The sequence below is a fragment of the Rhizobium esperanzae genome, from assembly GCF_002204185.1.
Lineage (GTDB): Bacteria > Pseudomonadota > Alphaproteobacteria > Rhizobiales > Rhizobiaceae > Rhizobium > Rhizobium esperanzae.
On record NZ_MXPU01000004.1, the window covers coordinates 175,647 to 200,578 of the forward strand.

General features: G+C 62.9%; 22 protein-coding genes and 1 pseudogene. 13 read left to right on the forward strand and 10 right to left on the reverse strand.

What is annotated here, in order from left to right; all coding sequences use genetic code 11:
* The first annotated feature begins 152 nt into the window (after positions 1 to 152).
* The 3 genes from minC to minE all read left to right on the forward strand — a co-directional run bounded on the left by minC (position 153) and on the right by minE (position 2,027).
* Positions 153 to 875, forward strand: a complete 723-nt coding sequence (minC, locus tag B5E41_RS07275; RefSeq protein ID WP_088392670.1) for a septum site-determining protein MinC — start codon at positions 153 to 155, stop codon at positions 873 to 875.
* A gap of 79 nt (positions 876 to 954) precedes the next feature.
* Positions 955 to 1,770 carry a septum site-determining protein MinD gene (minD, locus tag B5E41_RS07280; RefSeq protein WP_088392280.1) on the forward strand — a complete coding sequence of 272 codons (816 nt, stop codon included), beginning with the start codon at positions 955 to 957 and terminating at the stop codon, positions 1,768 to 1,770.
* On the forward strand, positions 1,767 to 2,027 hold the full coding sequence (gene minE, locus B5E41_RS07285; RefSeq protein WP_064808730.1) for a cell division topological specificity factor MinE: 261 nt from the start codon (positions 1,767 to 1,769) through the stop codon (positions 2,025 to 2,027). The genes minD and minE overlap by 4 nt, the downstream gene beginning before the upstream one ends.
* A 255-nt stretch (positions 2,028 to 2,282) precedes the next feature.
* Here the strand turns inward: minE and B5E41_RS07290 are convergent, their stop codons facing one another.
* Positions 2,283 to 3,314, reverse strand: a complete 1,032-nt coding sequence (locus B5E41_RS07290; RefSeq protein ID WP_088392282.1) for an aldo/keto reductase — start codon at positions 3,312 to 3,314, stop codon at positions 2,283 to 2,285.
* Between the two features lie 224 nt (positions 3,315 to 3,538).
* Entirely contained in the window at positions 3,539 to 4,807 is a 1,269-nt protein-coding gene (locus tag B5E41_RS07295) for a flavin monoamine oxidase family protein (RefSeq protein WP_088392284.1), read from the reverse strand.
* Between the two features lie 118 nt (positions 4,808 to 4,925).
* On the opposite strand from B5E41_RS07295, the gene B5E41_RS07300 reads away from it, so the two are divergent.
* The 6 genes from B5E41_RS07300 (at position 4,926) to B5E41_RS07320 (ending at position 9,223) form a co-directional block, all read left to right on the forward strand.
* Positions 4,926 to 5,906 carry a 3'-5' exonuclease gene (locus tag B5E41_RS07300; protein WP_088392286.1) on the forward strand — a complete coding sequence of 327 codons (981 nt, stop codon included), beginning with the start codon at positions 4,926 to 4,928 and terminating at the stop codon, positions 5,904 to 5,906.
* A 163-nt stretch (positions 5,907 to 6,069) separates the two neighbouring features.
* Entirely contained in the window at positions 6,070 to 6,216 is a 147-nt protein-coding gene (locus B5E41_RS07305) for a DUF1127 domain-containing protein (protein ID WP_088392288.1), read from the forward strand.
* Between the two features lie 162 nt (positions 6,217 to 6,378).
* Positions 6,379 to 6,696, forward strand: a complete 318-nt coding sequence (locus B5E41_RS31205) for a hypothetical protein (RefSeq protein ID WP_141098749.1) — start codon at positions 6,379 to 6,381, stop codon at positions 6,694 to 6,696.
* 60 nt (positions 6,697 to 6,756) lie between these two features.
* Positions 6,757 to 7,593, forward strand: a complete 837-nt coding sequence (kduI, locus tag B5E41_RS07310; protein WP_088392290.1) for a 5-dehydro-4-deoxy-D-glucuronate isomerase — start codon at positions 6,757 to 6,759, stop codon at positions 7,591 to 7,593.
* Complete coding sequence (gene kduD, locus B5E41_RS07315; protein ID WP_280950609.1) at positions 7,590 to 8,354, forward strand: 2-dehydro-3-deoxy-D-gluconate 5-dehydrogenase KduD; 765 nt, start codon at positions 7,590 to 7,592, stop codon at positions 8,352 to 8,354. The genes kduI and kduD overlap by 4 nt, the downstream gene beginning before the upstream one ends.
* Before the next feature lie 125 nt (positions 8,355 to 8,479).
* Positions 8,480 to 9,223, forward strand: a complete 744-nt coding sequence (locus tag B5E41_RS07320; protein ID WP_088392292.1) for a FadR/GntR family transcriptional regulator — start codon at positions 8,480 to 8,482, stop codon at positions 9,221 to 9,223.
* A gap of 4 nt (positions 9,224 to 9,227) precedes the next feature.
* On the opposite strand, the gene B5E41_RS07325 is transcribed toward B5E41_RS07320, so the two are convergent.
* Together B5E41_RS07325 and B5E41_RS07330 are read right to left on the reverse strand one after the other, a co-directional pair.
* The gene (locus tag B5E41_RS07325) at positions 9,228 to 12,509 is read right to left on the reverse strand and encodes a GH36-type glycosyl hydrolase domain-containing protein (protein WP_088392294.1); all 3,282 of its coding nucleotides are present in this window, start codon (positions 12,507 to 12,509) and stop codon (positions 9,228 to 9,230) included.
* 171 nt (positions 12,510 to 12,680) lie between these two features.
* Positions 12,681 to 13,169, reverse strand: coding sequence for a cupin (locus tag B5E41_RS07330; RefSeq protein WP_088392296.1), 489 nt, complete (start codon positions 13,167 to 13,169; stop codon positions 12,681 to 12,683).
* Between the two features lie 186 nt (positions 13,170 to 13,355).
* On the opposite strand from B5E41_RS07330, the gene B5E41_RS07335 reads away from it, so the two are divergent.
* Positions 13,356 to 13,766, forward strand: coding sequence for a hypothetical protein (locus B5E41_RS07335; protein ID WP_088392298.1), 411 nt, complete (start codon positions 13,356 to 13,358; stop codon positions 13,764 to 13,766).
* A gap of 14 nt (positions 13,767 to 13,780) precedes the next feature.
* Here B5E41_RS07335 and B5E41_RS07340 read toward each other — a convergent pair whose 3' ends face one another.
* Positions 13,781 to 15,319, reverse strand: coding sequence for a DHA2 family efflux MFS transporter permease subunit (locus tag B5E41_RS07340; protein WP_088392674.1), 1,539 nt, complete (start codon positions 15,317 to 15,319; stop codon positions 13,781 to 13,783).
* 266 nt (positions 15,320 to 15,585) lie between these two features.
* Positions 15,586 to 16,492: pseudogene (locus B5E41_RS07345) on the reverse strand (flagellin N-terminal helical domain-containing protein).
* A 380-nt stretch (positions 16,493 to 16,872) separates the two neighbouring features.
* Between B5E41_RS07345 and B5E41_RS07350 the strand changes: the two are divergent.
* Positions 16,873 to 18,894, forward strand: coding sequence for a beta-N-acetylhexosaminidase (locus B5E41_RS07350; protein WP_088392300.1), 2,022 nt, complete (start codon positions 16,873 to 16,875; stop codon positions 18,892 to 18,894).
* Positions 18,895 to 19,006: 112 nt separating this feature from the next.
* On the opposite strand, the gene B5E41_RS07355 is transcribed toward B5E41_RS07350, so the two are convergent.
* Positions 19,007 to 19,867, reverse strand: a complete 861-nt coding sequence (locus tag B5E41_RS07355) for a helix-turn-helix domain-containing protein (protein ID WP_483431145.1) — start codon at positions 19,865 to 19,867, stop codon at positions 19,007 to 19,009.
* A 154-nt stretch (positions 19,868 to 20,021) separates the two neighbouring features.
* Here B5E41_RS07355 and B5E41_RS07360 point away from each other — a divergent pair, with 154 nt between their 5' ends.
* Positions 20,022 to 20,936 (forward strand): DMT family transporter, encoded by a 915-nt coding sequence (locus B5E41_RS07360; protein WP_088392302.1) that lies wholly within the window; start codon positions 20,022 to 20,024, stop codon positions 20,934 to 20,936.
* Between the two features lie 27 nt (positions 20,937 to 20,963).
* Complete coding sequence (locus B5E41_RS07365) at positions 20,964 to 21,524, forward strand: hypothetical protein (RefSeq protein ID WP_088392304.1); 561 nt, start codon at positions 20,964 to 20,966, stop codon at positions 21,522 to 21,524.
* A 21-nt stretch (positions 21,525 to 21,545) separates the two neighbouring features.
* On the opposite strand, the gene B5E41_RS07370 is transcribed toward B5E41_RS07365, so the two are convergent.
* The 3 genes from B5E41_RS07370 to B5E41_RS07380 all read right to left on the reverse strand — a co-directional run bounded on the left by B5E41_RS07370 (position 21,546) and on the right by B5E41_RS07380 (position 24,924).
* Complete coding sequence (locus tag B5E41_RS07370) at positions 21,546 to 22,748, reverse strand: ROK family transcriptional regulator (protein ID WP_088392306.1); 1,203 nt, start codon at positions 22,746 to 22,748, stop codon at positions 21,546 to 21,548.
* Positions 22,749 to 22,823: 75 nt separating this feature from the next.
* Entirely contained in the window at positions 22,824 to 24,047 is a 1,224-nt protein-coding gene (locus tag B5E41_RS07375; RefSeq protein ID WP_088392308.1) for an MFS transporter, read from the reverse strand.
* A 100-nt stretch (positions 24,048 to 24,147) separates the two neighbouring features.
* Positions 24,148 to 24,924, reverse strand: a complete 777-nt coding sequence (locus tag B5E41_RS07380; protein ID WP_088392310.1) for an SDR family oxidoreductase — start codon at positions 24,922 to 24,924, stop codon at positions 24,148 to 24,150.
* Between the last annotated feature and the right edge of the window lie 8 nt (positions 24,925 to 24,932).

Here is a 24,932-nt window from a genome sequence, read left to right on the forward strand (position 1 = left end):
GTATTCACATTACTCAAATCATATTTATTTTCCGATACTTGCGCCTCATCATCAGCTGAATTGATCGGCCTCCCGTTAGGGAATTTCCCGTCTGCGTTAACCATTTGTTAACCATGTCAGCGGTAGACATGGTCAACGATTTCTTCACACAGATGACCAAAGTGCTAACAGACGCTCGCTCTATCCGCATCAAGGGCCGCTCCTTCCTGGCCGTCATGTTGTCCCCGGACCTTCCTTTCGATGATTGGTTGGCAAGGCTCGACGATCTGGCCGCGCGTTCGGCCGGCTTCTTCCTGGGCCGACCCGTCGTGCTTGATGTGACAGACCTGCAGATCGACCGGCCGCAGCTCAAGGAGCTCATCGCCGAACTCGCCAAGCGCAATGTCAGTATCATGGGCATCGAGGGGGCACGGCCTTCCATTCTCGGCGCGGGCATGCCTCCGGCCCTCAAGGGCGGCCGCTCCGCCTCCAGTATCGAGGTTCAGCCGAATGAGCCTGCCGGATCAGCCGGCAAACCGGCAGTGGCCGAGCCCCGCCTGGCAACGACGCAATCCATCGTCATCCGGGAGCCAGTTCGCTCGGGGCAATCGGTGATCTTTCCGGAAGGCGACGTCACAATCATCGGCTCGGTCGCTTCGGGCGCCGAAGTCATCGCCGGTGGGTCGGTCCACATCTACGGCGCGTTGCGCGGCCGCGCCATGGCCGGATCCATCGGAAACGCATCGGCGCGCATCTTCTGCCGCAAGCTCGAAGCCGAGCTGGTGGCAATCGACGGCATCTACAAAATGGCGGAAGACATGGCCCCCAATCTCCGCGGACAGGCTGTTCAGCTCTGGCTCGAAGAGGATGCGATCATGGCGGAAAAACTGATCTGACGACAGCGCAGCGTCTTTAAGAGACGCGTGAAGGACGCTTAGCACTTTGAATTACTGCGGCACGGCAAAGGAGAGAGAAATGGGGAAAGTGATCGTCGTCACGTCAGGCAAGGGCGGGGTCGGAAAGACGACCTCGACCGCCGCATTGGGAGCGGCGCTGGCGCAACGCAATGAAAAAGTCGTCGTCGTCGATTTCGACGTCGGCCTGCGCAATCTCGACCTCGTGATGGGCGCCGAGCGCCGGGTCGTCTACGACCTGATCAACGTCATTCAGGGCGACGCTAAGCTGACCCAGGCGCTGATCCGCGACAAGCGGCTGGAAACGCTGTTCCTGCTGCCGGCGTCGCAGACGCGCGACAAGGACAATCTGACAGCCGAGGGCGTCGAGCGCGTCATCAACGACCTGAAGCGCTATTTCGACTGGATCATCTGCGACAGCCCCGCCGGCATCGAACGCGGCGCCACGCTCGCCATGCGCCATGCCGACGTCGCCGTCGTCGTCACCAATCCGGAAGTTTCGTCTGTGCGCGATTCCGATCGCATCATCGGCCTGCTCGATGCCAAGACCGCCAAGGCCGAACGCGGCGAGCGGATGGAAAAGCACCTGTTGCTCACCCGCTACGACGCCAACCGCGCCGAGCGCGGCGACATGCTCAAGGTCGACGACGTGCTGGAAATCCTCTCCATCCCGCTGCTCGGCATCGTACCCGAAAGCATGGATGTGCTGCGCGCCTCCAACGTCGGTGCGCCGGTCACGCTCGCCGAAAGCCGCAGCCCGGCCGCCATGGCCTATTTCGATGCCGCCCGCCGGCTCGCCGGCGAAACCCTGCCGATCGCGATCCCCGAGGAAAAGCGGAATATCTTCGGCAAGATCTTCGGAAGGAGAGCGGCATGAGCATTTTCCGTCTCTTCAACAGGCAGCGCACAGCGCCGGCCGCCCGCGAACGCCTCCAGGTGCTCCTCGCCCACGAGCGCTCCTCGGCAGGATCGGACCTGGTCTCCCTGCTGCGCGAGGAAATCCTTGCGGTTATCGCCAAACATGTCGAGCTCGACCACGACAAGGTGCAGGTGACGATCGATCGTAACGAGTTTGTCTCGACCCTGGAGATCGATGTCGAAATCCCGCTGAACGCTGCCGTGCAGGCGGCCTGAGGGTAACGACACGCTTCTCTCGTTGCCTTTGAAAATGCGAAAGCCGCCACGGAACACGGCGGCTCAGTTTGACGGCAACCTTGCTCTTCCCGACGTCATCCTCGGCCTTGTGCCGAGGATCTGCTGCCCTATCGACCGGGGGCAGATGCTCGGGACAAGCCCGAGGAAATGAAGGGATCGGCCGACCTTGTTAGCAGTCTGAGCCGCCATGGAAACCATGGCGGCTTCTTGCGTCGGCCTGCCCGGCCGGAAGGCTCAGCGGCCGCCCTCAATCTTGCGGTGGCGCTGCGCAATCCCGCCTTTGCCATAGGGATAATCGAGCGGCTGCGGCGCGCTGACCTCATTGAGCTTGGCCATCTCCTCGCCGGAGAGCGCGAGCTTCATGGCACCGAGATTGTCGGCCAGCTGTTCGGACGTGCGGGCGCCGAGAATGACGGAAGTTACCGCCGGCTGCGCCGCCGTCCAGGCGAGCGCCACCTGCGCCATGCTGACGCCGCGGGCTTTGGCGATCTCCTCGACGGTCGCGATGATCGCCCAGGTGCGTTCCTGCGCATTGCGCGGCGCATAGGATTCGCTGCCGCGATTGGGGTTCTCGCCGAGGCGGGTGGCGCCGGTCGGCATCTCGTCGCGCTTGTACTTGCCTGTCAGCCAGCCGCCGCCGAGCGGCGACCAGGGCAGCAGGCCCATGCCGGCATCCTGGCAGGCGGCGACGATTTCGAGCTCGATGTCGCGCGCGAGAAGGCTGTATTGCGGCTGCAGCGTCACCGGACGCGTATAACCGCGCGCCTTGGCGATCTCGGACGCCTTGGCGATATGCCAGCCGACATAGTTGGAGAAGCCGTAATAGCCGATCTTGCCTGATGAAACCGCGTCGTCGAGGAAGCGCAGCGTCTCCTCGATCGGCGTCAGCGCGTCCCAGGCATGCATCTGATAGAGGTCGATCTGTTCGAGGCCGAGGCGGCGGAGCGAATCATCGAGCGCCTGGCCAAGATGCCGGCGCGACAGGCCGATATCGTTGGGGCCGTTGCCCATCGGAAACCGCCCCTTTGTGGCGACGATCGCCTGGCGGGCCTCGGTCGGTCGTGCCTTCAGCCACCGTCCGATGATCTCTTCCGATTTCCCCGCGCTGTAGACGTCGGCGGTGTCGATGAAATTGCCGCCCCAGGCGAAATAATCGTCGAGCAGCTTGTGCGACGCCGCTTCGTCGGCCTCCGCGCCAAAGGTCATGGTGCCGAGGCAATAGGCGGTGACGACGGTCCCGCTCGGACCGAGCTTGCGATAATCCATGTCTTCCTCCTCATGCGGATACCCGCGGCCGACGCGCAAAGTCGTCAGGGTAGAAGCCGGGGCTCCTGCAATCAATGACAATGTCGTGCTTGAAGCGGCCTCTGCCGCTGGATGAGGTACAGCGCCCCGGGCTGGGGTAGCGCGGGGGCGAGGTCAGAATAACCAATCCCGTCCGTGCTACAAGTGGGAAAAAATATTCCCGGCTGGCGTCGCACTGGCGGCCGCTATCGATTTCTCGGCAACGAGCCGGCGATCCGGTCGGCGGTGGCAACACCGGTCTCGTAGGCGCCATGCGCCGTCGAATAACGCGAGCGCGAACAGGCTTCGCCGGCAAAGAAAATCCGCTCGTCATGCGGTTCGGCGAGGACGCCGCGCAGATCGGAGGCGCCGGGTTCCGCATAGGAATAGGAACCGCCGATGTGAGGCGTCGCGGCCCAGGTCGAGATTGCCGCCACCGACAACTGCTTGCGGATGTCGGTGCCGAATTGTGCCGCCAGCTCATCCGCGGCGAACGAAAAGGCAGCCTCTGTGCCCGCCATCTCCAGATCATGCGCGAGATCACCGGCAAAATAGGCCTCGACGACGGGAGCGCCGAACGGCCGCAGCTGATACGTGCCGGTCGCACCGCGACTGGTCGAGCCGAGCATATGCGTATCCGCCGGCAGCGCCTCCGGATCGGCGACGCTGAGAAAGAGCTTATCGGCAAGCCCCAGCGGCAAACGAGCTGCCGCTCCGATCTTGTCGGGCAGGGGAGGGTCGAAGGCGATCCTGCCGGCGGCAAGCACATTCGTCGAAACGGTGACGAGCACAGTCCGGGCGGTGATCATTCCCTGGCTTGTCTCAATGCTGATACGGCCGGCATGGCGGTGATCGACGCGCCTTGCTTCGACGCCGAGCCTTGACCGAACCGGCGCGCCATATAGCGCGATCAATGTTCCGTAGCCCTGCCGGACACGCCAGTCGGGACCGGCGCCGGGATCATATCTGTTGTAGTCGACGATCGACGAGCGCTCCAATTCGGCGCCGGTGATGTAAGTGCCGATCGCCCGGATCTGGCCGTTCCAGCGACCGCCGGGCTGGAGCTTTGCTGCCAGGTCGCTATCGTTGCCTTCATGGCTTTCGAGGCGTTCGAAATAAGCGCCGATCGCCTGCTGCGCGCGCTCGATCTCCGCATCGTCCCGCTGAAGCCGCCGCCCGCCGTTCCAGGGCGCCGGCGAGCGGTCGACCGTCAGTCCGACCTCACCGGCAATCGCCGTCCAGGCATTGGTCCGCGCCCCGTGCAGCCAGCCGCAACCGAGATCGAAACCGAGATCGCCGGCTCCAGGCAGCCCGACCGTCCAGGCCCTCCCACCGAGACGGTCGCCGGCTTCGAGCAGGAGGACGGAAAGACCGGGACGGATTGCCAGCAGGCGGCGGGCTGCGGCAATACCGGCAGCGCCGGCGCCGATGACGACGACGTCTTCGTCGGCGTCCTTGATGTCGTCATGAGGCATGGTTTCTCCTTCCGCCGCTGACACTCAGCTAAACTTTCCTGTCCATGAAAGGCAAGGGGCTGGGCATAGCGCGCCGCGGGCGATGGATTCGCTCGCGCCTCCGTGACATACAAAGTCGATGAGCGTGCACAGAGATTCGCAACTCGACATGTTTGCCAAGGCATCGCCCGCAATGGCCGAAGCACGCGGCCCGGCGCGCCGGCGGCCGTCACCGCCGGCGACCCCCTCCGATGAAGAGATGGCGCGGGCGCTGGAGGAGAGCGGCAACTACCGCATCCTGAGAAAACTCACTGCCCGGCCGGTCGCGGCAGCGAGACAGCCGGGTTTCTCGCGGCTCGGCGTCATCCTCGACACGGAGACGACGGGCCTCAGCCACCGGAGCGACGAGATCATCGAAATCGGCGCGGTCGCCTTCACCTTCAACGATGACGGCGCGGTCGGCGATGTGGTCGGCATCTATGGCGGCCTGCAGCAGCCCTCCAGGCCGATCCCACCCGACATCACCAGGCTGACCGGGATTACCGACGCCATGGTCGAAGGACAGCTCATCGACATGCCGTCGCTGAGTGCCCTGGTCGAACCGGCGGACCTCATCATTGCCCACAATGCCGGTTTCGACCGGCCGTTCTGCGAGGCCTTCTCGCCCATCTTCGCCGGCAAGGCCTGGGCGTGCTCGGTTTCGGAGATCGACTGGAGCGCCCGCGGCTTCGAGGGCACGAAGCTTGGTTATCTCGTCGGCCAGGCCGGCTATTTCCACGAAGGCCACCGCGCGGTGGACGACTGCCACGCGCTCCTGGAGATCCTCGATCGACAGCAAGGCGACGGTGAAAACCCCTTCGCCGAGCTTTACCGCGCCAGCCAACGCTGCCGCATCCGCATCTTTGCCGAACACAGCCCGTTCGAGATGAAGGATCACCTGAAGGCAAGGGGCTACCGCTGGTCTGATGGAAGCGATGGCCGCCTGAAATCCTGGTGGATCGAAGTGGGCGAAGACGATCTCGGGGACGAGCTTTCCTATCTGCGTTCGGAAATCTACCGGTGGAAGGAGGCCGATCCGCCGATCGTCCGGCTGACGGCCTTCGATCGCTTCAAAGCCTGACGCCGGCCGCTGCCCGTGAGAACCCATGCAGATATCGCATAGGTGCAGTGATGCATTGGCGCTGCAACAACCGGGGGTCCCGTATTATATCAAGCGCATCGAAGCAAACGAAGCGCCAAGGACTGGCAGCTAGGCTTCGAAAGCCCACGGAAAGGGGATCATCATGAACGTAGCACGCTCTTTCAACAATTGGCGCAAGTACCGTCAGACGGTCGCTGAACTGGGCCGTATGTCCACGCGCGAGCTGGACGACCTCGGCATCGGCCGCGGCGACATCCGCAACATTGCGCGTGCGGCCATCGCCCGCTAAAGGCCAGACAGACCACCATTTTCGAGACTTGCCCAGCGCCTGCTTCCTCCCGAGCGGGCGCTTTGCTTTTGCGCTTACCCGTCAGAGGGCGAGCTGCCCGCTTTTCGCATAACGCATAGCTGCCCTGCAAAGAAATGCCTATCATCTGAGCACGAAATAAGTATGATTATTTCCATCGAAGCGATGCACCTCCTCCCGCATCCCTTCGAACATGCAGGCGCCCCATCCTCCTCCCAGGGTCGCTTGCGGGAACGGCAGCACTCCTCCTCCCAGCTGTCGTTCGGTTTTTATCGAAAGCCTGCCGCACCTCCTCCCGCGGCAGGCTTTTTCGTTTTGACCGAGGAATGTCCGACCGCGCCGAAAGCGGCGCTTGCGATCGCTTCACGTCTGCTCAGCCGAGTCCCGGACAAACCTGTTGACACCAAACTTGTCGTACAACTATGTAACCAGACGGATACCGCCGCCGCGGAAGACGCCTGATGGACGGGCTTGCGCAATAGCGACGATGCGTGAAGACAACGAAGCTGAAGGAAAACTGACATGCAGATCGACGTGAGGCACGCCTCCCATCCCGAGGCCGTGCGCGAATACGACACCGAAACGCTGCGGCGTCACTTTCTGGTCGAGACCGTTTTCGCAGGCGGCGAGATCCGGCTGACATATTCCCATTACGACCGGATGGTCATCGGCGGCGCCACGCCGCTTGGCTCTGCGCTGACGCTGACGGCGCCGACGGCGATCGGCCAGGAAACCTTCCTCGCCGAGCGTGAACTCGGCGCCCTGAACATCGGCGGTGCGGGCCGCATCATCGTCGACGGCACGAGCTACGACCTTGCCAAATATGATTGCCTCTACGCGGGCAAAGGCGCCAAGGACATCCGGTTTGAAAGCGCCGATGCCGCCAATCCGGCCAAGTTCTACCTGGTCTCGACGCCTGCCCATCAAACGCACCCGACCGTGCTGCTCACCCGCGAAAAGGCCCGTCACCTGACGCCGGGCGAAGCCGCGACGGCCAACAAGCGGTCGATCTACCAGTTCATCCACCCGGAGGTCTGCCAGTCCTGCCAGCTTACTTTGGGCTTCACCATGATCGAGCCGGGCAGCGTCTGGAACACCATGCCGGCCCATACGCATGACCGGCGCATGGAAGCCTATCTCTATTTCGACCTCGAAGCCGAACAGCGCGTCTTCCATTTCATGGGCGAGCCGCAGCAGACCCGACATATGCTCGTCGCCAACGAACAGGCGGTCATTTCTCCCCCCTGGTCGATCCATTCGGGCGCTGGCACCAAGAATTACAGCTTCATCTGGGCGATGGCCGGCGACAACAAGAGCTTCACCGACATGGATCATATCGCCATTGCGGATCTGAGGTGAGCACCGTGGCAAATCCCTTCGACCTCTCCGGCAGGACAGCCGTCGTCACCGGCGCCAATACCGGCATCGGCCAGGCCATCGCCGCCGCCCTGGCCGAGGCCGGTGCATCGATCGTCGCGGTCGGGCGCTCTTCGATGGAGGAAACCGAGGCGCTGGTGCAGCAGGCGGGAAGCCGCTTCCATGTCATCAAGGCCGATCTCGGCACCATCGAGCCGGTCAAGGGGATCGTCGCTGAGACGATCCACACCTTCGGCGGCCTCGACATTCTCGTCAACAATGCCGGCATCATCCGCCGTGCCGATGCGCTCGACTTCACCGAGGAAGATTGGGACGCAGTGATCGACGTCAATCTGAAGACGGCCTTCTTCCTGTCGCAGGCCGCCGGCCGCCACATGGTCGAGAAGGGCAGGGGCAAGATCATCAACATCGCCTCCCTGCTCTCCTTCCAGGGCGGCATCCGCATCCCGTCCTATACCGCCTCTAAAAGCGGTCTGGCCGGATTGACGAAGCTGCTTGCCTGCGAATGGGCCGGCAAGGGCGTCAACGTCAACGCCATCGCGCCGGGTTATTTCGTCACCAACAACACGACGGCACTGCGCGAGGATGCCGACCGCAACGCCGCCATCCTGGCCCGTATTCCGGCAGGGCGCTGGGGAACGCCGTCCGAACTTGGCGGTGCCGCCGTGTTCCTGGCATCGCCCGCATCCGATTACGTGCACGGGACGGTGCTGCCGGTCGACGGCGGTTGGCTGGCGCGGTGATCGCTTTCGCCGACTGACGAAGCACAGAGTCTCGGCTCGCGTCGTTTTTGCCTTTCCGGCCGGCATGCGCTAGCAAAAGCATAGCGGCCGGCGCAGCCGCCCCGATAGGCAGGATTTGACAAGGGATGACGGACAAGGACAACGCGCTCTTCAGCACCATTCGCCAGCCCTCGAACCTGCGCAGCGGCCTTGCCGATACGCTGACGGCGCAGATCGAGTCCGGCGACCTGAAGCCGGGCCAGCGCCTGCCCACCGAACAGGCAATCATGGCGGCGACCGGCGTCAGCCGCACGATCGTGCGCGAGGCGCTCGCCACCCTGCGCGCCAAAGGACTGATTACCACGCACCAGGGCCTCGGGGCTTTCGTCTCGGACGATCCGACACCGAGATCCTTCTCCATCATTCCCAATGATCTGCAGTCGATCGATGAGGTTCTGCGGGTGCTGGAACTGCGCATGGGGGTCGAATATGAGGCGGCCGGTCTGGCCGCGCTGCGGCGCACGCCGGAAGATATCGACCGCATGCAGGACCGGCTCGATGCTCTCGACAGGGCGTTCGAAGAAGGTGGATACGGCGCAGAGGAGGATTACGCCTTCCATAGGTCGATCCTGGTCGCGACGCAGAATTCCTACTACGGCCGCCTCTTCGACACCTTCGGCAACCTCATGGTGCCGCGGCAATGGGCGCGCTTGGACAAGATGACGGCTGCGGAGCGCAAGCGCCATGCCGCCCGCATGCGCAGGGAACACCACGCCATATTCACGGCGATCCGCGACGGCAACGAAGCGGCCGCGCGGCGTGCCATCCGAACTCACCTGTCGAAAAGCACGGCGCGATTTGAAGAACTGCGCGACGCCAGCACTTCGTGAACGGTTACACCTTCGGCTTCCTCAGCCGCCGCCAGGCGGCGTGATCCGTTTGCAGATTGACGGCGGCATGCGCCGCAGGCAGGAGCGGTTTGCGCCTGCGCCGGCCGAAGCGTCGTTTGAAGCCCAGGATATTTTCGACGAAACTCCTGGTGTAGAGGCCAGGTCCGCTCGAATAGATGCGCCATCCACCATCGACGGCGATCTTTCCGGTCTTGGCGCGCGCCCAATGCTCCGCCGCCTGATAACGGTCATGGAAAGCCGCGTCGCTGCTGCTGAAATAGGTATTGCGCTGGCGCAGTGAAGCATGCGGCAAGGCCGTCGTGACGGCGATCGGATTGACGACGGCGATCGCCTTCCACAGCTCCTCCGCCGAAGCCTCCAGCGCCAGCGTTTCGCAATAGCGCAGATGCGCATGTACATACATCAGCCCGATCTCGCGGCCGAAGAAGGACGAGGATTCGGCGCGGCGAAACAGCGTTTCGGGCCCACCGGAGTAGGTCGCCGGCTTTTCCATCAGCCGCACGCCATCGGGGAAGAGCAGATGCTCTTCGATCAGTCGCATGTGATGCCGCCTTTGCGCCGGCGTGAACAGCTTGCCGAGCATGGCCTGCGTCATCGAGATCAGCGAGAAGGAAAGACCGGTGCGTTTGTCGCTCGGATGAAGCAGCAATTCGACGCCGTCATGGGCGGGATCGAAGATGCCATAGCCGGCAACGACGCCGTCGCGCACGAGATGACGGTTGAAATCCCGGCGCATCGCGGTTGCGATCTTCCGCAAGGCCTTCGCCTTGCCGCCGTGGCCGCGGCGGCGCAGGATGGCGGAATAACGGACGATCTGCTCATAGAGCAGGGCGACCGTCCAGCTGCTGACCATCCAGTCGCGCAGATGCGGATCGGCCGGCTGCAGCGAATCGTTCCAGTCGCCCTCGCCATAGCGGATCAGATGCGTTCCCGGGATGAACTGTGTGCGGACAGTATCGAGCAGCTTCTCGACATGGGTCGCGATGGCATCGGTCTCGGGCGCCCGTTGCATGGTCTTTTCGTCGCGCCAGGAGACCTTCTCGTCGAGAATGCCAAGATCACCGGTCGCCTCGATGTAGTCGCAGAGGGCCTTCAGCGGCCAGACGATGACGTCGCCGTGACTGTCGCCCGCCCGGATGTTGGCATAGGGCTCCAGCATGAACCATTGCGGCCAGTCGCCTCCTTCCAGATATTGCTCACCGAAGACGGTCTTCACGACCTCCCTGGCCTCGCGGTCGTGCTCATAAGCGAGCAAGAATTCGATCGGCCCCTGGCAGGCATCGCGCGTACCCCAGGCCGCACCCGTATATTGTTCCAGGCCGTGCGGCACGCTCAGATGGACGATGGCGTCATGCGCGAGCCAGGGCAGAAGGGCCGCCTGAGCAGCGAGATCGGGCGAAGCACTGTCGATGCTCATGCCGCGCACGACGTTACGCCAGAATGCCGATGCCGGCGCAAGCATGGCCTCATCGGTGAGGCCGCTCTCGTAACGGCTCGCCAGCCGTTCAGCTTCTTCGGCATCGGTCATCGAGCCGACGACGGCAAAGGAGAGCGCCCGCGTCGGCCGGGACTTGAGCGCGATGAACGCGCCGTTGCGCGCAACGCCATCGGCATACAGCAGCTCGTCGCCGCCGATCTCGTCGATGGCCTCGGGCGTCGAACTCACCAGCCAGTAGACGGCATCGGGATAACGTTCGCCCCAGAGCCAGGCCGGGTCCGGCCGGAAAGAGATGCGTTTGCGGCCGGAATCGAATTCGATCTGCCCGCCGGCGTCATATTCGCGCTCCCCGAGCACGACATTGCCAAACACCAGGAAGCGGCACGGCCTGCCCTCCACCGACACGCTCCACTGCATTGCCGCATCCTCGCCGGAAGCGACCGCCGTGATGATGATCCTGCGCTCCGGGCACTCGTAGATCCAGCGGCAGTCGTTCAGTCCCATCTCAAAAGCCGATGGCACCGCCAGAAGCTGCCAGCCCGCGCCGAGATCGGCCATGATGCGCAGTCCGCTGGCGCGCGTCAGATTGTAGGGATCGCGGGACACCGAAAAGAGCTTGTGGAAGGATGTATTGCCGATCGTCAGCTGCGCGGCGAAAATCCCCTGCATCCAGCAGCTGGCAGCAAGGGTGGAATCGTCGAGCAGCATGTTTTGACCGCTTCGCACGATGGCGCCATGGCGCCGCGCGACGATGAGTTCCTTGTCGCGCAGAACGACGTGGCGGTTGAGAACGCCGTCCGGCACGAAAAATGAAAGAAGCTTTCCGTGCGCGCGCTCTTCGAGGCTCCGCTCCGGATAGAGCTTTCGGACACCCTTCATATCCAGCGCCTCGACCTCCAGCAGGGGCGCATCCTGAAGCAGGCTGCGAACGGCCGCAGCCGTCTCGGGATCGGCGGCTGCACTCTCCGGCACCTCGATATCCTCGAGCCGCAAAAGGTCGGCATCGCTTGACGCCTCGGGATGATCGGCAGCGAACAGCGCAAAGAAACTCGCAGTCGCACCGCTTGCCGGTACGGAGAAGGATTTCGACTGAACGGCCGGACAGGCCGTCTCCTGCTGCCGCCGTTCGCTCGGCAGACTCGTTCCGAAGGGACCGACCAGAAGGTCGTCCTGGCGGTGCTTCGCCTGCACCAGCTGGATCGCGTCCGTGGCATAGGCGACCGCGCCATCGAAGCAACCCTGGACGAGCCAGGGATTGCGGGCTCCCGGCTGCTTGAGATTTTGCCGGTTCATGACAACAGGGCCGTATGTCTCGTGATCGGCGATATGGTGATCGATATATTGCGAAGCATAGGCTTCGCTGTTCATCAGGAAACCGCGATCGCCGAGACCGACGTCCTGGATCAGCACTAGATCCACCGGCAGCGTTCCCTTCCTCGGATGCTTGAGCGAGACGCGCCAGAACCAGGCGGTTTCGGTCGCATGAAGCTCGAGGCGGACGGTGTAGCTGATATCGCCGGCCTTGCCGCTCCAGGAAAAGCTCGTCGCATCGTGCCCGAAGCGGCCGTCGGCGCGAGGGCCGACGATCTCGACGACATCAGGCTTGCCGCCGCCGATGCGCAGGTAAAGGCGGCTGATGCCGCCGTAGAGCGGCGAGCCCTGGATCTGATTGATCTGTACCGCTCCCTTGTCGTCGGCATATTCGATGGCAAACAACGTGCCGTTCGCCAAAGCCGATATCGACAGGCCGGAACCGTTGCTGATCGCAAGGAGACCCAGCTCTTCGCGTCGTGGCATTTGCAAACTACGCTTGAGGTTCAGGGCCATTGAGATCTCGTCGCTTGACATCAGAGGGAATCAAAGGATGGCGCAAAAAGATTGAGAGAAATCTTACCGGTGATGGGACAAGGTGCCGCGACTGATGAACTCACATGAGAGTGCTACCCACACCGGCCTGAAGTGGAACAGGAAGCGAAAGATATCACGGTGCGCAGACGGCTACCGCCACTTCTCGATGAGAAATCCCGATGATCCCTGAACGGGATCGGCATCGGGCAGGGGCACTGACGAGATTTTCGCCAGCATTTCACTTGAAGCAGCCGAAGTCTGAATGTCGGCATGCTGCCCCTTGGGATAAGCCCCGATGACCTCGAACTCCGACGTGCAGCCGAGGTTTTGGTGCCCGGTTCCGGCTGGAAGCACCAGACAGTCTCCCGCCGTGACTTCGAGCGCTCTACCGCCGGGACCGCCGATCAGCAGTGTGGCGCTGCCATGTGCGATACCGAGCACTTCATGAGCACCGGAATGGTAGTGCTGATAATCGAATACACCGTTCGTCCAGATGCCGGTCCAACCGTTTGTTGCGAAGCGACTTTTGAAATCACGAGGTCCGCCTTCGGCAAAGACGTCCCGGTAAAGCAATACGGGAAGGCGCGGGTTGTTCGGAACCCAGTCGCTCTCATCGAAAATAATCGTTTCGGTGTTCATGCTGGATTCCCACGGTCGATGCGTCTGCCATTGAACTCATCTCCGTCGATGGCTTCAAAAACCTAAACTTTGGCGGCCTCCAGCGGTTCCCTCACACGCTGAAGCCTCGTTATGCCAAAGAGACACTTTTTGCTTGGCGAATTGGCTTGACGCTAGGTAAGACCCCTCTTTTTGAAAGAGGGCAACATGCGAAAATTATTATCGATTCTATTCAGCTCAGTCATCGTGGCGGGAACAGCGCACGCTCAAGCGAGAGTTCAGGCCACCCACAGCAACCGCCTGATCGAGAGCTATCGCGCCTATATCGGCGACGCTGATCTTTACAATTCAAATGGGGCCAGACTTACCCGGCCGTGGCAGATCATCCGACAAGACCGGGCGAATTTCCATCAGTACCATGTGCGCGATCATGACGACCAATCGGACTCATTCTTTGCCGATCCGGCAAATCGCCAGGCTCTGGAGCAGATGCTTCGGAACGGAACGATCACGCGAGAGGCCGCCAATATGATCCTGCGTGGCAATGTATGGATTGTCGTTGATATCTACGGTGACCAAGGAACCGGTCGCTGGATCGACGTTTCTGTATCCGATTGATATTTCGCCAGGTCTCATGCCGGCGCCGGCCGCCTGGCGAAAGGGACCGAGAGCAGGGCGCACCCGGTCAGGACGGCGACGACCATCCAGGCTTCGTTGATCGCCTGAACGCTGGCCGCGGTCTGGACTAGCGGATCGAGCGTCGCCATGGCATCGGCATCGAAGCTGCCGCTATGTCTCGATATGATCTCGGCAGGCGCGCCGACAAACGTGGCCGCCTCGATGTCGCCGGCCGCAAGACGTGCCCAGAGGTCTTGTCCCAGCGGCTCCGAGCGTGTGTAGATGATGGTGTCGATCAGCGCGATGCCGATGGCGCCGCCGAGATTGCGCATCAGATTGAAAAGCCCGCTCGCATCGGGAACGCGATCGGCCGGAAGCGTGCCGAGCGCCAGCCTGGTCGGCGGCAGCAGGCAGAACATGATGGCGACGCCGCGCACCACCTGCGGCCAGAACATCGCGTCGTAATCCGAGCGCGGATCCTGAAACGCGCTCATACCGACGCCGACTGCGAACAGGGCGAAACCGGCGGCCGACAGCAGCCGCGCATCCATGCGCTTCTCCAGCGCGACGGCGACCGGCGCGGTGATCAGCTGTGCGATGCCGGTGACCAGCATGGTCACGCCGATCTCAAGGGCGTCGTGGCCCCTGATGAAAGCGAGAAAGACCGGCATGAGATAGACCGAGCCGAAAAGGCCGATGCCGAGGATGAAGCTCAGAACCGAGCCGACGAGAAAATTCCGATCGCCGAAATTGCCGAGATCGACGATCGGCCGGCGACGGCGCAGCGTTCGCGTTATGAACGCGCCGCCCGAGACAAGGCAGACGGCCAGCAGGCCCAGCACATAGGCCGAGGTCCAGCCGCTGGTCGGCGCCTCTTTGAGGCTGAGTTCCAGCGCCGTCAGCGCGGCCGCCATCAAGAGGAGCGACAGGCCATCGAGATGCCTGAGTTCGGAGGGATCGGTCGCCTGCTTGGGAAGGAAGCGGGCCGCCAGGATGGCCGAGGCAAGCCCCGGAAGGATGTTGATCAGGAACAGCCAGTGCCAGGAATAGGTTTCTGTCAGCCATCCGCCGACGATCGGGCCGACGGTCGGCGCAAGCACCGCAAGCACGCCGGCAATCGTCGTCGCGAGCGCTTGCCGCTCGTTCGGAAACAGAATGAACACGGCTGAAAACACCGAGGGGATCAGCGTTCCGCCGGAAAAGCCCTGAAGCACCCGCCAGGCGACCAGCACGCCGAAGCTGCCGCTGGCCGCACAGCCGGCAGACGCCGTCACGAACAGGCCGATGGCGACGACAAACAGCCATCGCATCGTCAAAAGCCGCGTCAGCAGGCCGGTCAGCGGGATGGCGACCACTTCGGCGATCAGATAGGCCGTCTGTATCCAGCTCATCTGATCCGGACCGATATCGAGCGCCGACTGGATGGTCGGCAGCGATGTCGCCACCACCTGAACATCGAGGATCGCCATGAACATGCCGACGCACATGGCGAGGAAGCCGAGCCAGACGATGGCGGGCCTTCCATCAGGAGCAGCTTCAAGTCGTTCCGACATGCGAGGATCCCGCCAGCGCGGCTGCATCTGTGAGAAATCTAGGGCTTTCATGTTTGCGATCGAAACGATCGGCATGTCAACCGGCGCGCTGCGGCGAAGAGCTGATCCAGCGCGCACAGACCGAGGAGATCGCCACCAGCCGGGCGTTGGTCGCCTATGCCCGAAACGCGACCGAGCCTGACCGGGAAGGCCAGGCTCGGTGTTCGATCGGCGAATTTGGGCCGGACGTTCTATGCGCCCGGCTCCCTTTGCGTCGGCCAGTCCGATTAGCCGCGGAAGAGCGACAGGATGTTCTGGGACGACGAATTCGCGATCGACAGCGACTGGATCGCCAGCTGCTGCTGCGTCTGCAGCGCGGAAAGCTTGCTCGATTCCTCCTCCATATCGGCGTCGACCAGCCGGCCGACACCGGAGTCGATCGAGTCGGAAAGGGCACCGACGAAGTCTTCCTGCAGATCGATGCGGGTCGAGATCGAACCCAGCTGCGCACCTGCCGACGTCATCGCCGACAGCGCCGATTCGACGTTTGTCAGCGCCGATTGGATCTGGCCGAGCGTGAAGTCGGTAATATCCATCGAATAAACCGAGCCGGTCGCGCCGGACGAGGTGCCGAGAATGCCGGTGGAGGTTTCGATCGAGCCGCCGCTCATGCCGAACAGGACGTTGCCCATCGAGCCGGTATCGAGGGCATAATCCGTTTTTCACCGAAACGGCGCCGGAGCCGTCGCGGACGAAGGACGATACGACGCTCACGGTGCCATCAGCGCCGGCGACCCAGTTTTCGCCGGAGAAGGAAGCCGACTGGGCGATGCTCATCAGCTGCTCCTGCAGCTGGCTGATTTCTTCCTGGACCTTGGACTTGTCGACACCGTCTTCGGTCGCGGCCACGAGCTTGGCTTTGATCTCGTCGACGACGTCGATCGCACTGTCCATTGCCGTATAGGCCGTATCGACCTTTGCGGCGCCGAGGCCGAGGGCGTCGGACACGGCTGACAGCGCCTTGTTGTCGGACCGCATCGTCGTCGCGATCGACCAATAGGCGGCATTGTCGGATGCGGTGTCGACCCGATAGCCGGTAGAAACACGGTTCTGTGTCGATTCGAGATTGGAATTGACGGTGCGCAGCGTCTGAAGGGCTGCCATCGCGGAATTGTTCGTATTGATGCTGGTCATGGAAATGTCGCCTGATTCGGAAGTTGGATGGATTGCATCCCGGGGGACATCCGGGCCGTGGCGAGCAGCCTCATGCTTATCGACCCCTCTTCGGGCTGGTCAATTCGCCACTGTTGAAGCAATTATGGTACTTAAAGGTACCTTAATCGTTAACGCGAATGGCTGAGCCGCGATTTTTTCCCAAATTGCGACACCCCGCGATGTCATCGGCAGAATTTGTCCTGATGCCGGGCAGCAGAAATTGCCAATGGCGATTGACGGCCCGGCGGGAAACTGTCTATCACTATTAAATCAATTTGATTGACTTCAAGCGCCACTCCGAACCCGGTGGCCGCGCCGGAACCTCCAAAGCCTCGTTTTCCTCAAAGGAAGAGTGACCAATGTCGACACCGCGACCGAACGCCCTGCGGCTTGAAACCCTTTGGAATCCGCCCGCCGACGGCAAGGAATTCTCCTATGTCCTGCGCCTCAAGAACCTCGGCAGCGAACCGCTTTCGAATTTTTCCCTCTGCGTCAGCGGCCCCGGCCGCGTCGATCCGGCCGGGCGCGTCGAAGGCGCGACGGTCTCGCAGCGGCTTTCCAATTTCACCGAATTCCAGCCGCCGGCCGGTTTCGTTCTCGGCGCCGGCGAGACCTGGACAATCTCCGTCTATGCGCTGAGCTGGCAGTTCCGCCACTGGACGGACGGTGCGACGAGCGCCTATCTCGCGCTTGCCGATGGCAGCACTATCGTGCTCGGCGTCGAGCCGACGCGCTCTTCGGTCAGCAACGCGGCCCTGAAGCGCGGCGCCGAGATCTATCCTGTTCCCGCCAACGCGCCCGTCCAGATTTCGGTCATCCCCTGGCCGAACCACGTCGCGGTCGCCTCGCGCCGGCCGCTGCCGGCCGGTTTTGTGCCGCAGGCGCAGAGCGGCGAAGGGGAGGCGGCGGCGAAAGGCTTCGCGGCGCTGGTCGACCATCTCTTTGCCGTCGAAGGCATCGTGCGCACCGAGGCGGAAGGCGCAGTACCGGTCATCCTGAAGGATGTTGCCGGCTTCGGCCCCGAAGCCTATCGGCTGAGCTTCGACGACGAAAACCTGACGGTCGAGGCAAGCAGCCGCAGCGGCTTCCTCTACGGCCTCGTCACACTCGGCCAGATCTGGCGCGGCGCCAGGCTGCATCCCGGCGTTTTCCAGTTTCCCGCATCCGGCGAGATCGTCGACGAGCCGACAATGGGCTGGCGCGGCCTGCATCTCGATGTCGCCCGCCAGTTCTATGGCGCGGCCGAAGTCAAGAAGCTGCTGGCGGTGCTTGCCTGGAACAAGCTCAACCGCTTCCACTGGCACCTTTCCGACGACGAGGCCTGGCGCGTCGAGATCGACACCTATCCCGCCCTGACCGAGATCGGCGCCTGGCGCGGCCACGGCCTTGCCGTGCCGCCGCTGCTCGGGTCAAGCCCGACCCGAACCGGCGGCTACTACACCAAATCCGTCATCCGCGAGATCGTCGCCCATGCGAAGAGCTTCGGCATCGAGATCGTGCCCGAGATCGATATGCCCGGCCATTGCTACGCCATGCAGCAGGCGATACCGGAGCTGCGCGATCCGGCCGAGAAGGGCAGCTACTACTCGGTCCAGGGCTTTCCCGACAATTGCATCAACCCGGCCCGCGAGCAGACCTACGAGATCGTCGAGACCATTCTTTCCGAACTGATCGAGCTCTTTCCGTTCAAGGTTATCCATCTCGGCGCCGACGAGGTGCCGCTCGGCGCATGGTCGGGCTCGCCGGACGCGCTCGCGCGCCTGCGTCATGTCGCCGGCGACGCGGTTGCCGATGCCCATGCCAAGCGGCTGAACGTCGTCACCAACACGCATGGCGCCGACGACATCCACGGCTCCGGCGCGGCGATCCTGCAGGCGGAGTTCCTGGAGCGCGTGCAGCGTTTTCTGGCAAGCAAGGGCTGCATCACCGGCGGCTGGGAAGAGGCGGCGCATGGCGATGTCATCGACAGGGAGAAGAGCTATCTCTGCAGCTGGCGCAATGTCGAGGTCTCGGCCGAGCTCGCCGAACGCGGCTATCAGATGGTCGTCTGCCCCGGCCAGGTCTATTACCTCGACATGGCGTTGAGGCCCGATTGGGACGAGCCGGGCGCCAGCTGGGCGGGGAATTCGGATGCGGAAAAGCTCTATAAGTTCGATCCGGTCGGTGGCTGGACGGCGAGCCAGAAGCAGAAGCTGCTCGGCATCCAGGCCTGCATCTGGTCGGAACCGATGACGGACCGCGCCGTCTTCGACCGCCTGGTTTTTCCGCGCATCTCCGGGCTTGCCGAAACCGGCTGGACGAAGCCATCCGCCAAGTCCTGGGACCGCTTCAAGGCGCTCGCAGGGCTGATGCCGCTGCTTTACGGGCTGCAGGAGTCGTGAGGCATGTCTCGCAAAAGTGTGCAGCGGCTTTGCGATAAAGACATGCGTAAAAGCAAAGACCTAAAGCGTGACAAGCGAATCTGAAAGATCGCGACACGCTTTAGCACCGGCGTTACTGTCGCTGCCGGTAGGCAGAGGGCGTGAGACCGGTGCCCAGCTTGAAGGCCCGCGTCATGTGGCTCTGGCTGCTGAAGCCGCAGGCCGAAGCGATCTGCGCGATCGGCTCCATGTCTGATAACATCGATTTGGCGCGCTCGACACGACGGTGCGCCACCCAGCCGTGCGGCGACACGCCAAAGCTTGCCCGGAACATCCGCTGAAAATGAAAGGCGCTGAGCTGCCCGATATCAGCCAGATCCTGCAGGCGGATCGTCTCGCCAAGATGGGCCTCGATATAATCCAGGGTTCGGCGCCGCACATGCGGCGCGAGCCCGCCGCTGATCGTGCAGGCACGCATGCCTCCATAACGTGGATCGACGAAGAGATCGTGGATCGCCTGCGTCATCGCGTCTTCGGCCAGCAGATGACCGCCCGCCAACATCGCTTCCGTCATCTGCCGAAGCCTCAGCGCCAAAGCGGGGGCATCGTCGAAGGTTACTTCGGGAAGAGCCATGAGCCGCGCATCGCGGTCAAACGTCTCGGCAAACATCCGCCGCATCTGATCGTCGGGAACATACAGATGGACGAATTCGAAGAAGTCGGTGATTTCCCATTCGGACGAGTACCCCTGCGGCATGATGCACAGCACACCAGGACGGCCGCGCGCGTCGGGGCCATCCAGGCGACGCGTTCCGGCGCCGCCGCTCAGATAAAGACTGAATGTATGACCGTTCGGCCGCTGATAGCTCATCCTGTCATGCGCATTGCTCCAGAAGGCAGCCGATCGCCCGAAACCCAGATCGATCGACTGTGACATCCGCGCAGTGGGCGAGGCGGACAAAAACCTGAAAACCGAGAGGCGGCTATCGTTCACTCATTCTATCTCACAGCTGGGCACGCGTTCAGAATAATAGGGGGCGACCGCTGAGATGGCGAGAGAGAAGTCCGGGCACAACGATTTCGTAGCAAGAATCTGCAAGAGACCCGCTCACGGTTTGCCTATTCATGGAGAAAACGAGGATACCTCCATGGCAAATGCCGTTCTTTTCATCGCGACCGTCCTCATCTGGGGGACGACCTGGATCGCCATTGCGATGCAGGTCGGTCCCGTGCCGGTGCTGGTCTCAGTCTTTTACAGATTTGCGCTCGCAGCGGTGATCTTCGTCGCCATCCTGGCTGCCATGCGCCGGCTCAAGCTTCCTGCCTTGCGCGATCAACCTTTCATCCTGGCGCAAGCGCTCTGCCTGTTCAGCCTCAATTTCATCTGTTTCTACAATGCCGCCGCCTCGATTCCTTCAGGGCTGATCTCGGTGATCTTCTCGCTCGCGACGATCTACAATGCCGTCAATGCGCGCCTGTTCTTCGGCGACCGCATTACCGGCCGCACGCTCTTCGCAGCGGCGCTCGGCGCAACCGGCCTTCTGCTGCTGTTCGGAGAGGAGGTGGTCGTCGATTTCGATATGGGCACGCTGAAAGGGATTGGGCTCGCAGCGCTCGGCACGCTGTTCTTCTCGCTCGGCAACATGGCATCGCGCCGCAACAGCGCGGCCGGGATCTCGCCGCTGACCGCCAATGCCTGGGGCATGACCTATGGCGCGATCATCCTCCTCGTGCTGATTGCCGTGACGCGGACGCCGATCGTGGCACCACCCGGCATCACCTATCTTGCCGCGCTGCTCTATCTCTCTGCCATCGGATCGGTGATCGGTTTCACCACCTACCTCATGCTGGTGTCGCGCATCGGCTCCTCACGCGCGGCCTACGCCACCGTGCTGTTCCCGATCGTCGCCCTGTCGCTGTCGACGGTCTTCGAGGGCTACCACTGGACCGGCCTCGGCCTGATCGGCCTGGCGCTGACGCTGCTCGGGAACGTGATCATCTTTGCACGACCTCTCGCGCGGCGGTCGCCGCAACCAGATGCGAGCTTGCCGGCACGCAGCTGAAGGACGGGCAGCGTCGCGGTCTTTCAGATGGATCGCGACGTCTTCGACCGTCGTATTCCAGCGGATCTCAGGGCTTTCCGAAACCGACTGGACGAGGCCATCGCCCAAGCCACGGAAAGCTTCAAAGGAGCTCGGAGGACACTTGGGTCGTACGATCCGTTAACCACCTTCAATGTCGTAGAAGGGGAAGCAGAGGAGAACGCTCATTCCACTTGCGCGAGGAAAAAATCGCGAGATGCTGCGAGTATATGTGGGCGATTTTTCCAAGGGCTAGGGCAAGGAATGACGCACGGCGAAATCAACTTTGCGATCCGCGTCACGCTGGGAATTGATGTTGTCATCATCTGCGTGCTGATCGCATACTTTTATGTGCGTAACGAAATGCTCGCGGCACGCGCTGCCCGGATAGGGAATATAACTTACCACGCCGGAACTATTTTCACGGGAATCGCCTATGGCCACCCCGATTGCCCGCCCGAGATTGCCGCAGAGTATCTATCACTCAGGCGTAAACGTCTTATAATAACCACCTTCGCCTCTTCCCCGATGATAATTTACATGATTTTCCTTCGGAAATACTTTCACTAGACCACAATACCCCTTGACCGTTTAGCCGACCGGCTTCTGCAGCACGTCGAAGCGTGGATTGGTTTCGGAAAAGATCGGCAGGGCGGCGGCGCCGAGGATGGCGGTATCCTTGCCGGTCATGCCGATCATGACGCGCGGCACCGTCCGCTGCCGGCCGGGGTCGATCGGATCGTGCAGCGGCTCGAGCCGCTCGGCAAGCCGGCGCATCAGCGAGGTCGGCAGGCTGCCGCCGAGCACGATGGTCTGAGGATCGAAAGCGAGCTCGAGGAAATCGACGGTCTGCCGCAGCGGCTGGACGGCCTGATGGAGCCAGGTCTCCAGACCGTCGCTGCCCCTTTCGATCAGCGCGTCGAGCGCGTCGGACGATAGCTCCCCTGCATCGGCGATGCCCATGAATTCGTAAGCGACCGACGGCGAGACATAACGATCGAGGCAGCCGCGTTTGCCGCAGCTGCAGAGCCTGCCATGCGGCTCGACGATGATATGGCCGATTTCGCCGGCATTGTTGCGGCTGCCCTTGTAGAGGTGGCCGTCGAGGAACATGCCGGCGCCGATGCCGCCGCCGCCGGCCAGAAACAGGTAGACGAAGCTGGCGAGGCCGCGGGCGACGCCGTGAAGGCGCTCGCCGATCGCCGCCGCCGTCGCATCGTTCTCGACCAGCACCGGCGCATTGAGCCGCTGTTCCAGCTCGTGGCCGACGGGGAATCCCTGCCAGCCGGGCAGGCTCTGGGGGCTGAGAGAGGTGGTGCCGCCCTCCGCATAACGGCCGGGCAGGGCGATGCCCACGCCGAGTAGCCGCTGCTGGTCGAAGGCGAAGGCCTGTTTGAGATGCTCGACGATCGACTGGAGGACCGGCATCGCCTGCTGCGGATCGGGGTGTTCGACCTGGCGCTCGATGCGCGCGCAGACGGCGCCGGAGAGATCGGTCAGCACGCCGCTCGCCCGCTGGCGGCCAAGCTCGAGGCCGATCGAATAGGCGCCGGCCGGATTGATGGAATAGGGAATGATCGGCTGGCCGCGCGCCAGCTTCTGCGCCTCGGCGGCGACGAGCAGATGCGACCTCTCCAGCTCCTCGACGATATTCGACACCGTCTGGGGCGTCAGCGCCGTCATGCGGGCGATCGACGCCCGCGACAGGGAACCGTGCGTGCGGATCAACTCGATCACCACGCGTCGATTGTGAGACTTGGCCTGCTCGAGATTCGTGCCGGAGATCGCCTTCATGTCGCCTTCAAAGGATAAGCCTCACCACCCTTGTCACAAGACGGCTGGCGATGAAAGCCACATTCCTCGTGCCGCCTATCGAACCTCGGCGTCGGCGGGCACAACGGCATTGCGCCGCTGCAGCAGGCCGAGGAGGGCGATCCCCGACAGGCCGGTGACGGCGCTCAGAATAGCGGTTCCGGAATAATTGCTCGCCCAGGTGCCGGCGGCGAAGACCAGCGCACCGATGCCCGCACTCGCAAAGACATTGACGGAGATCAGCGCGCTGCCGAGCCCCGGCCGATCGGCAATGAGATCCTGCAGGTAGGTGATCGGGATGCTGATGATCGCCGCAGCACCGATGCCGGCAAGCAGGGTCAGCGCATAGAGATGCCATGGAGCGGAGGCAAAGCCGAGCAGGCCGAGAAACAGCGCGTAGATGATGGTGCCGGCGGCCAGCGCCGTCATCTGGCCGGTCTGCCGGGCGATCCGCGACCAGACGATGATGAAGATGATCTCCAGCGCTGCGACGATGCCGACGAGAATGCCGACATCGCTGAGCCGGCCATGCGCCGCGCCCGTGGCGATCAACGGCAGAAGCGCATCATTCAGATGCAGCGTGCTGGTGATCAGCGCCACGCCTGCGATATGCGCCGAAATCTGCGGCGACACCACCTGGCGGAGCGCTTCGAAATAGGTGAGGCGGCGAACTTCCGCCATCATCGCTCCGGCGCGCTTCGGAAGAGCAAAGAGGATGATGCCCTGGCAGAGCACACAGGAGAGGCTGGCGAAGAGATAGGCCGGCAGCATGCTCGACGCTCCCGAGAGGACAAGACCCGTTATGCCGGGGATCAGCACCCAGGAAAGCGAGATCATCGCCCGCACGCCTGAATTGGCCGTCACCATGTCGCTGCGGCTCATGCCGTGCATCGCCGCGCGCGCATTGGCAAACAGCAGCGAGTTCAGCGCCCCGTAGATCGGCAGCGGCAGCAGCGCGCTGACGATGAAGGTCGCCGGGCTCGGAAAGGCGTAGACCATGCCGTAGCCGACGATGCCGAACAGACAGGCCCCGATCATCGCCGAACGGTATTCGCCGAGCCGGTCGGCAAGATTGCCGAGCAGGACGCTGATCACCACGTTGACCGCCGCCGAGGCAAAGGCGAGGAAGGAATAGAGCCCGTCGCTCAGCCCCAGCTCGCGAATGCCGACGATCGACCGATAGGGCGCGGTCATCGCCCCCGCCATGCCGAAGGTGAAAATGGCGATCATGCTGGCGCGGATCGCCGGATTGCGGAAGACGTCGGGAAAGAAGCGGCTCATCGGATCATCAATCGAATGGGAAGATTCGCGGGCGCGGCCGCGGCGGGCAGTCCTGAACGTCTGTCATGCTGTCTGTGCGCTCGAAGATCGCAGCGGCTGATCAATAATGCTCTGATTGGGAGAAAGTTCGCGCCAGTTCGGCCTGGCCTGCCGTCAGCCCGCAATCGACAGGCAGGCAGACGCCTGTAATGGCGGCGGCGAGCGGGCCGGCAAGGAAGCCTACGGCATTGGCGACATCGCGGGGATCGACGACGCGCTGCAGCGGATACCAGCGGCGCGCCTCCTCGAACACGTTGGGATTGGCGGCGGCGCGCGCCTCCCAGGCCTGCGTCTTCACCGTGCCGGGGGCAACGGCATTGGAGCGGATGCCGAACTTGCCGTATTCCACCGCCACCAGCCGGGTGAAATGCAGCAGACCGGCCTTGGCGGCACTGTAGGCCGGATGCCCGAAGACATGCATGCCGTTGACCGAGGCGATATTGACGACAGAACCCCTCGACGCCTTGAGCATCGGCTCGAAGGCGCGGAAGCATAGGAAGGCCGCTTCGAGATTGAGCGCATTGTCGGCCCGCCAGATCTCCGGCGTCGTGTCGTGCAGGCTGGTCGCCCGCGCCGCACCGGCATTGTTGACGAGGGTTCGCACCACGCCGATATCAGCCGCGCGTTTTGCCAGTTCCGATATGCTCGTCTCGCTGGTCACATCGCAGCCGATGGCGACGAAACGGCCGGCCGGCCCGAGCCTGGAAGCGACGGCGGCCGCAGCCGCAGCATCGATATCGGCGAGCAGCACGACGTCGTGTTCTTCGGCAAGACGAGCGGCGATCGCAGCACCTATATCGCCCGCCGCACCCGTGACGATGGCTGCCGATTGGGTCATTTTCCCAG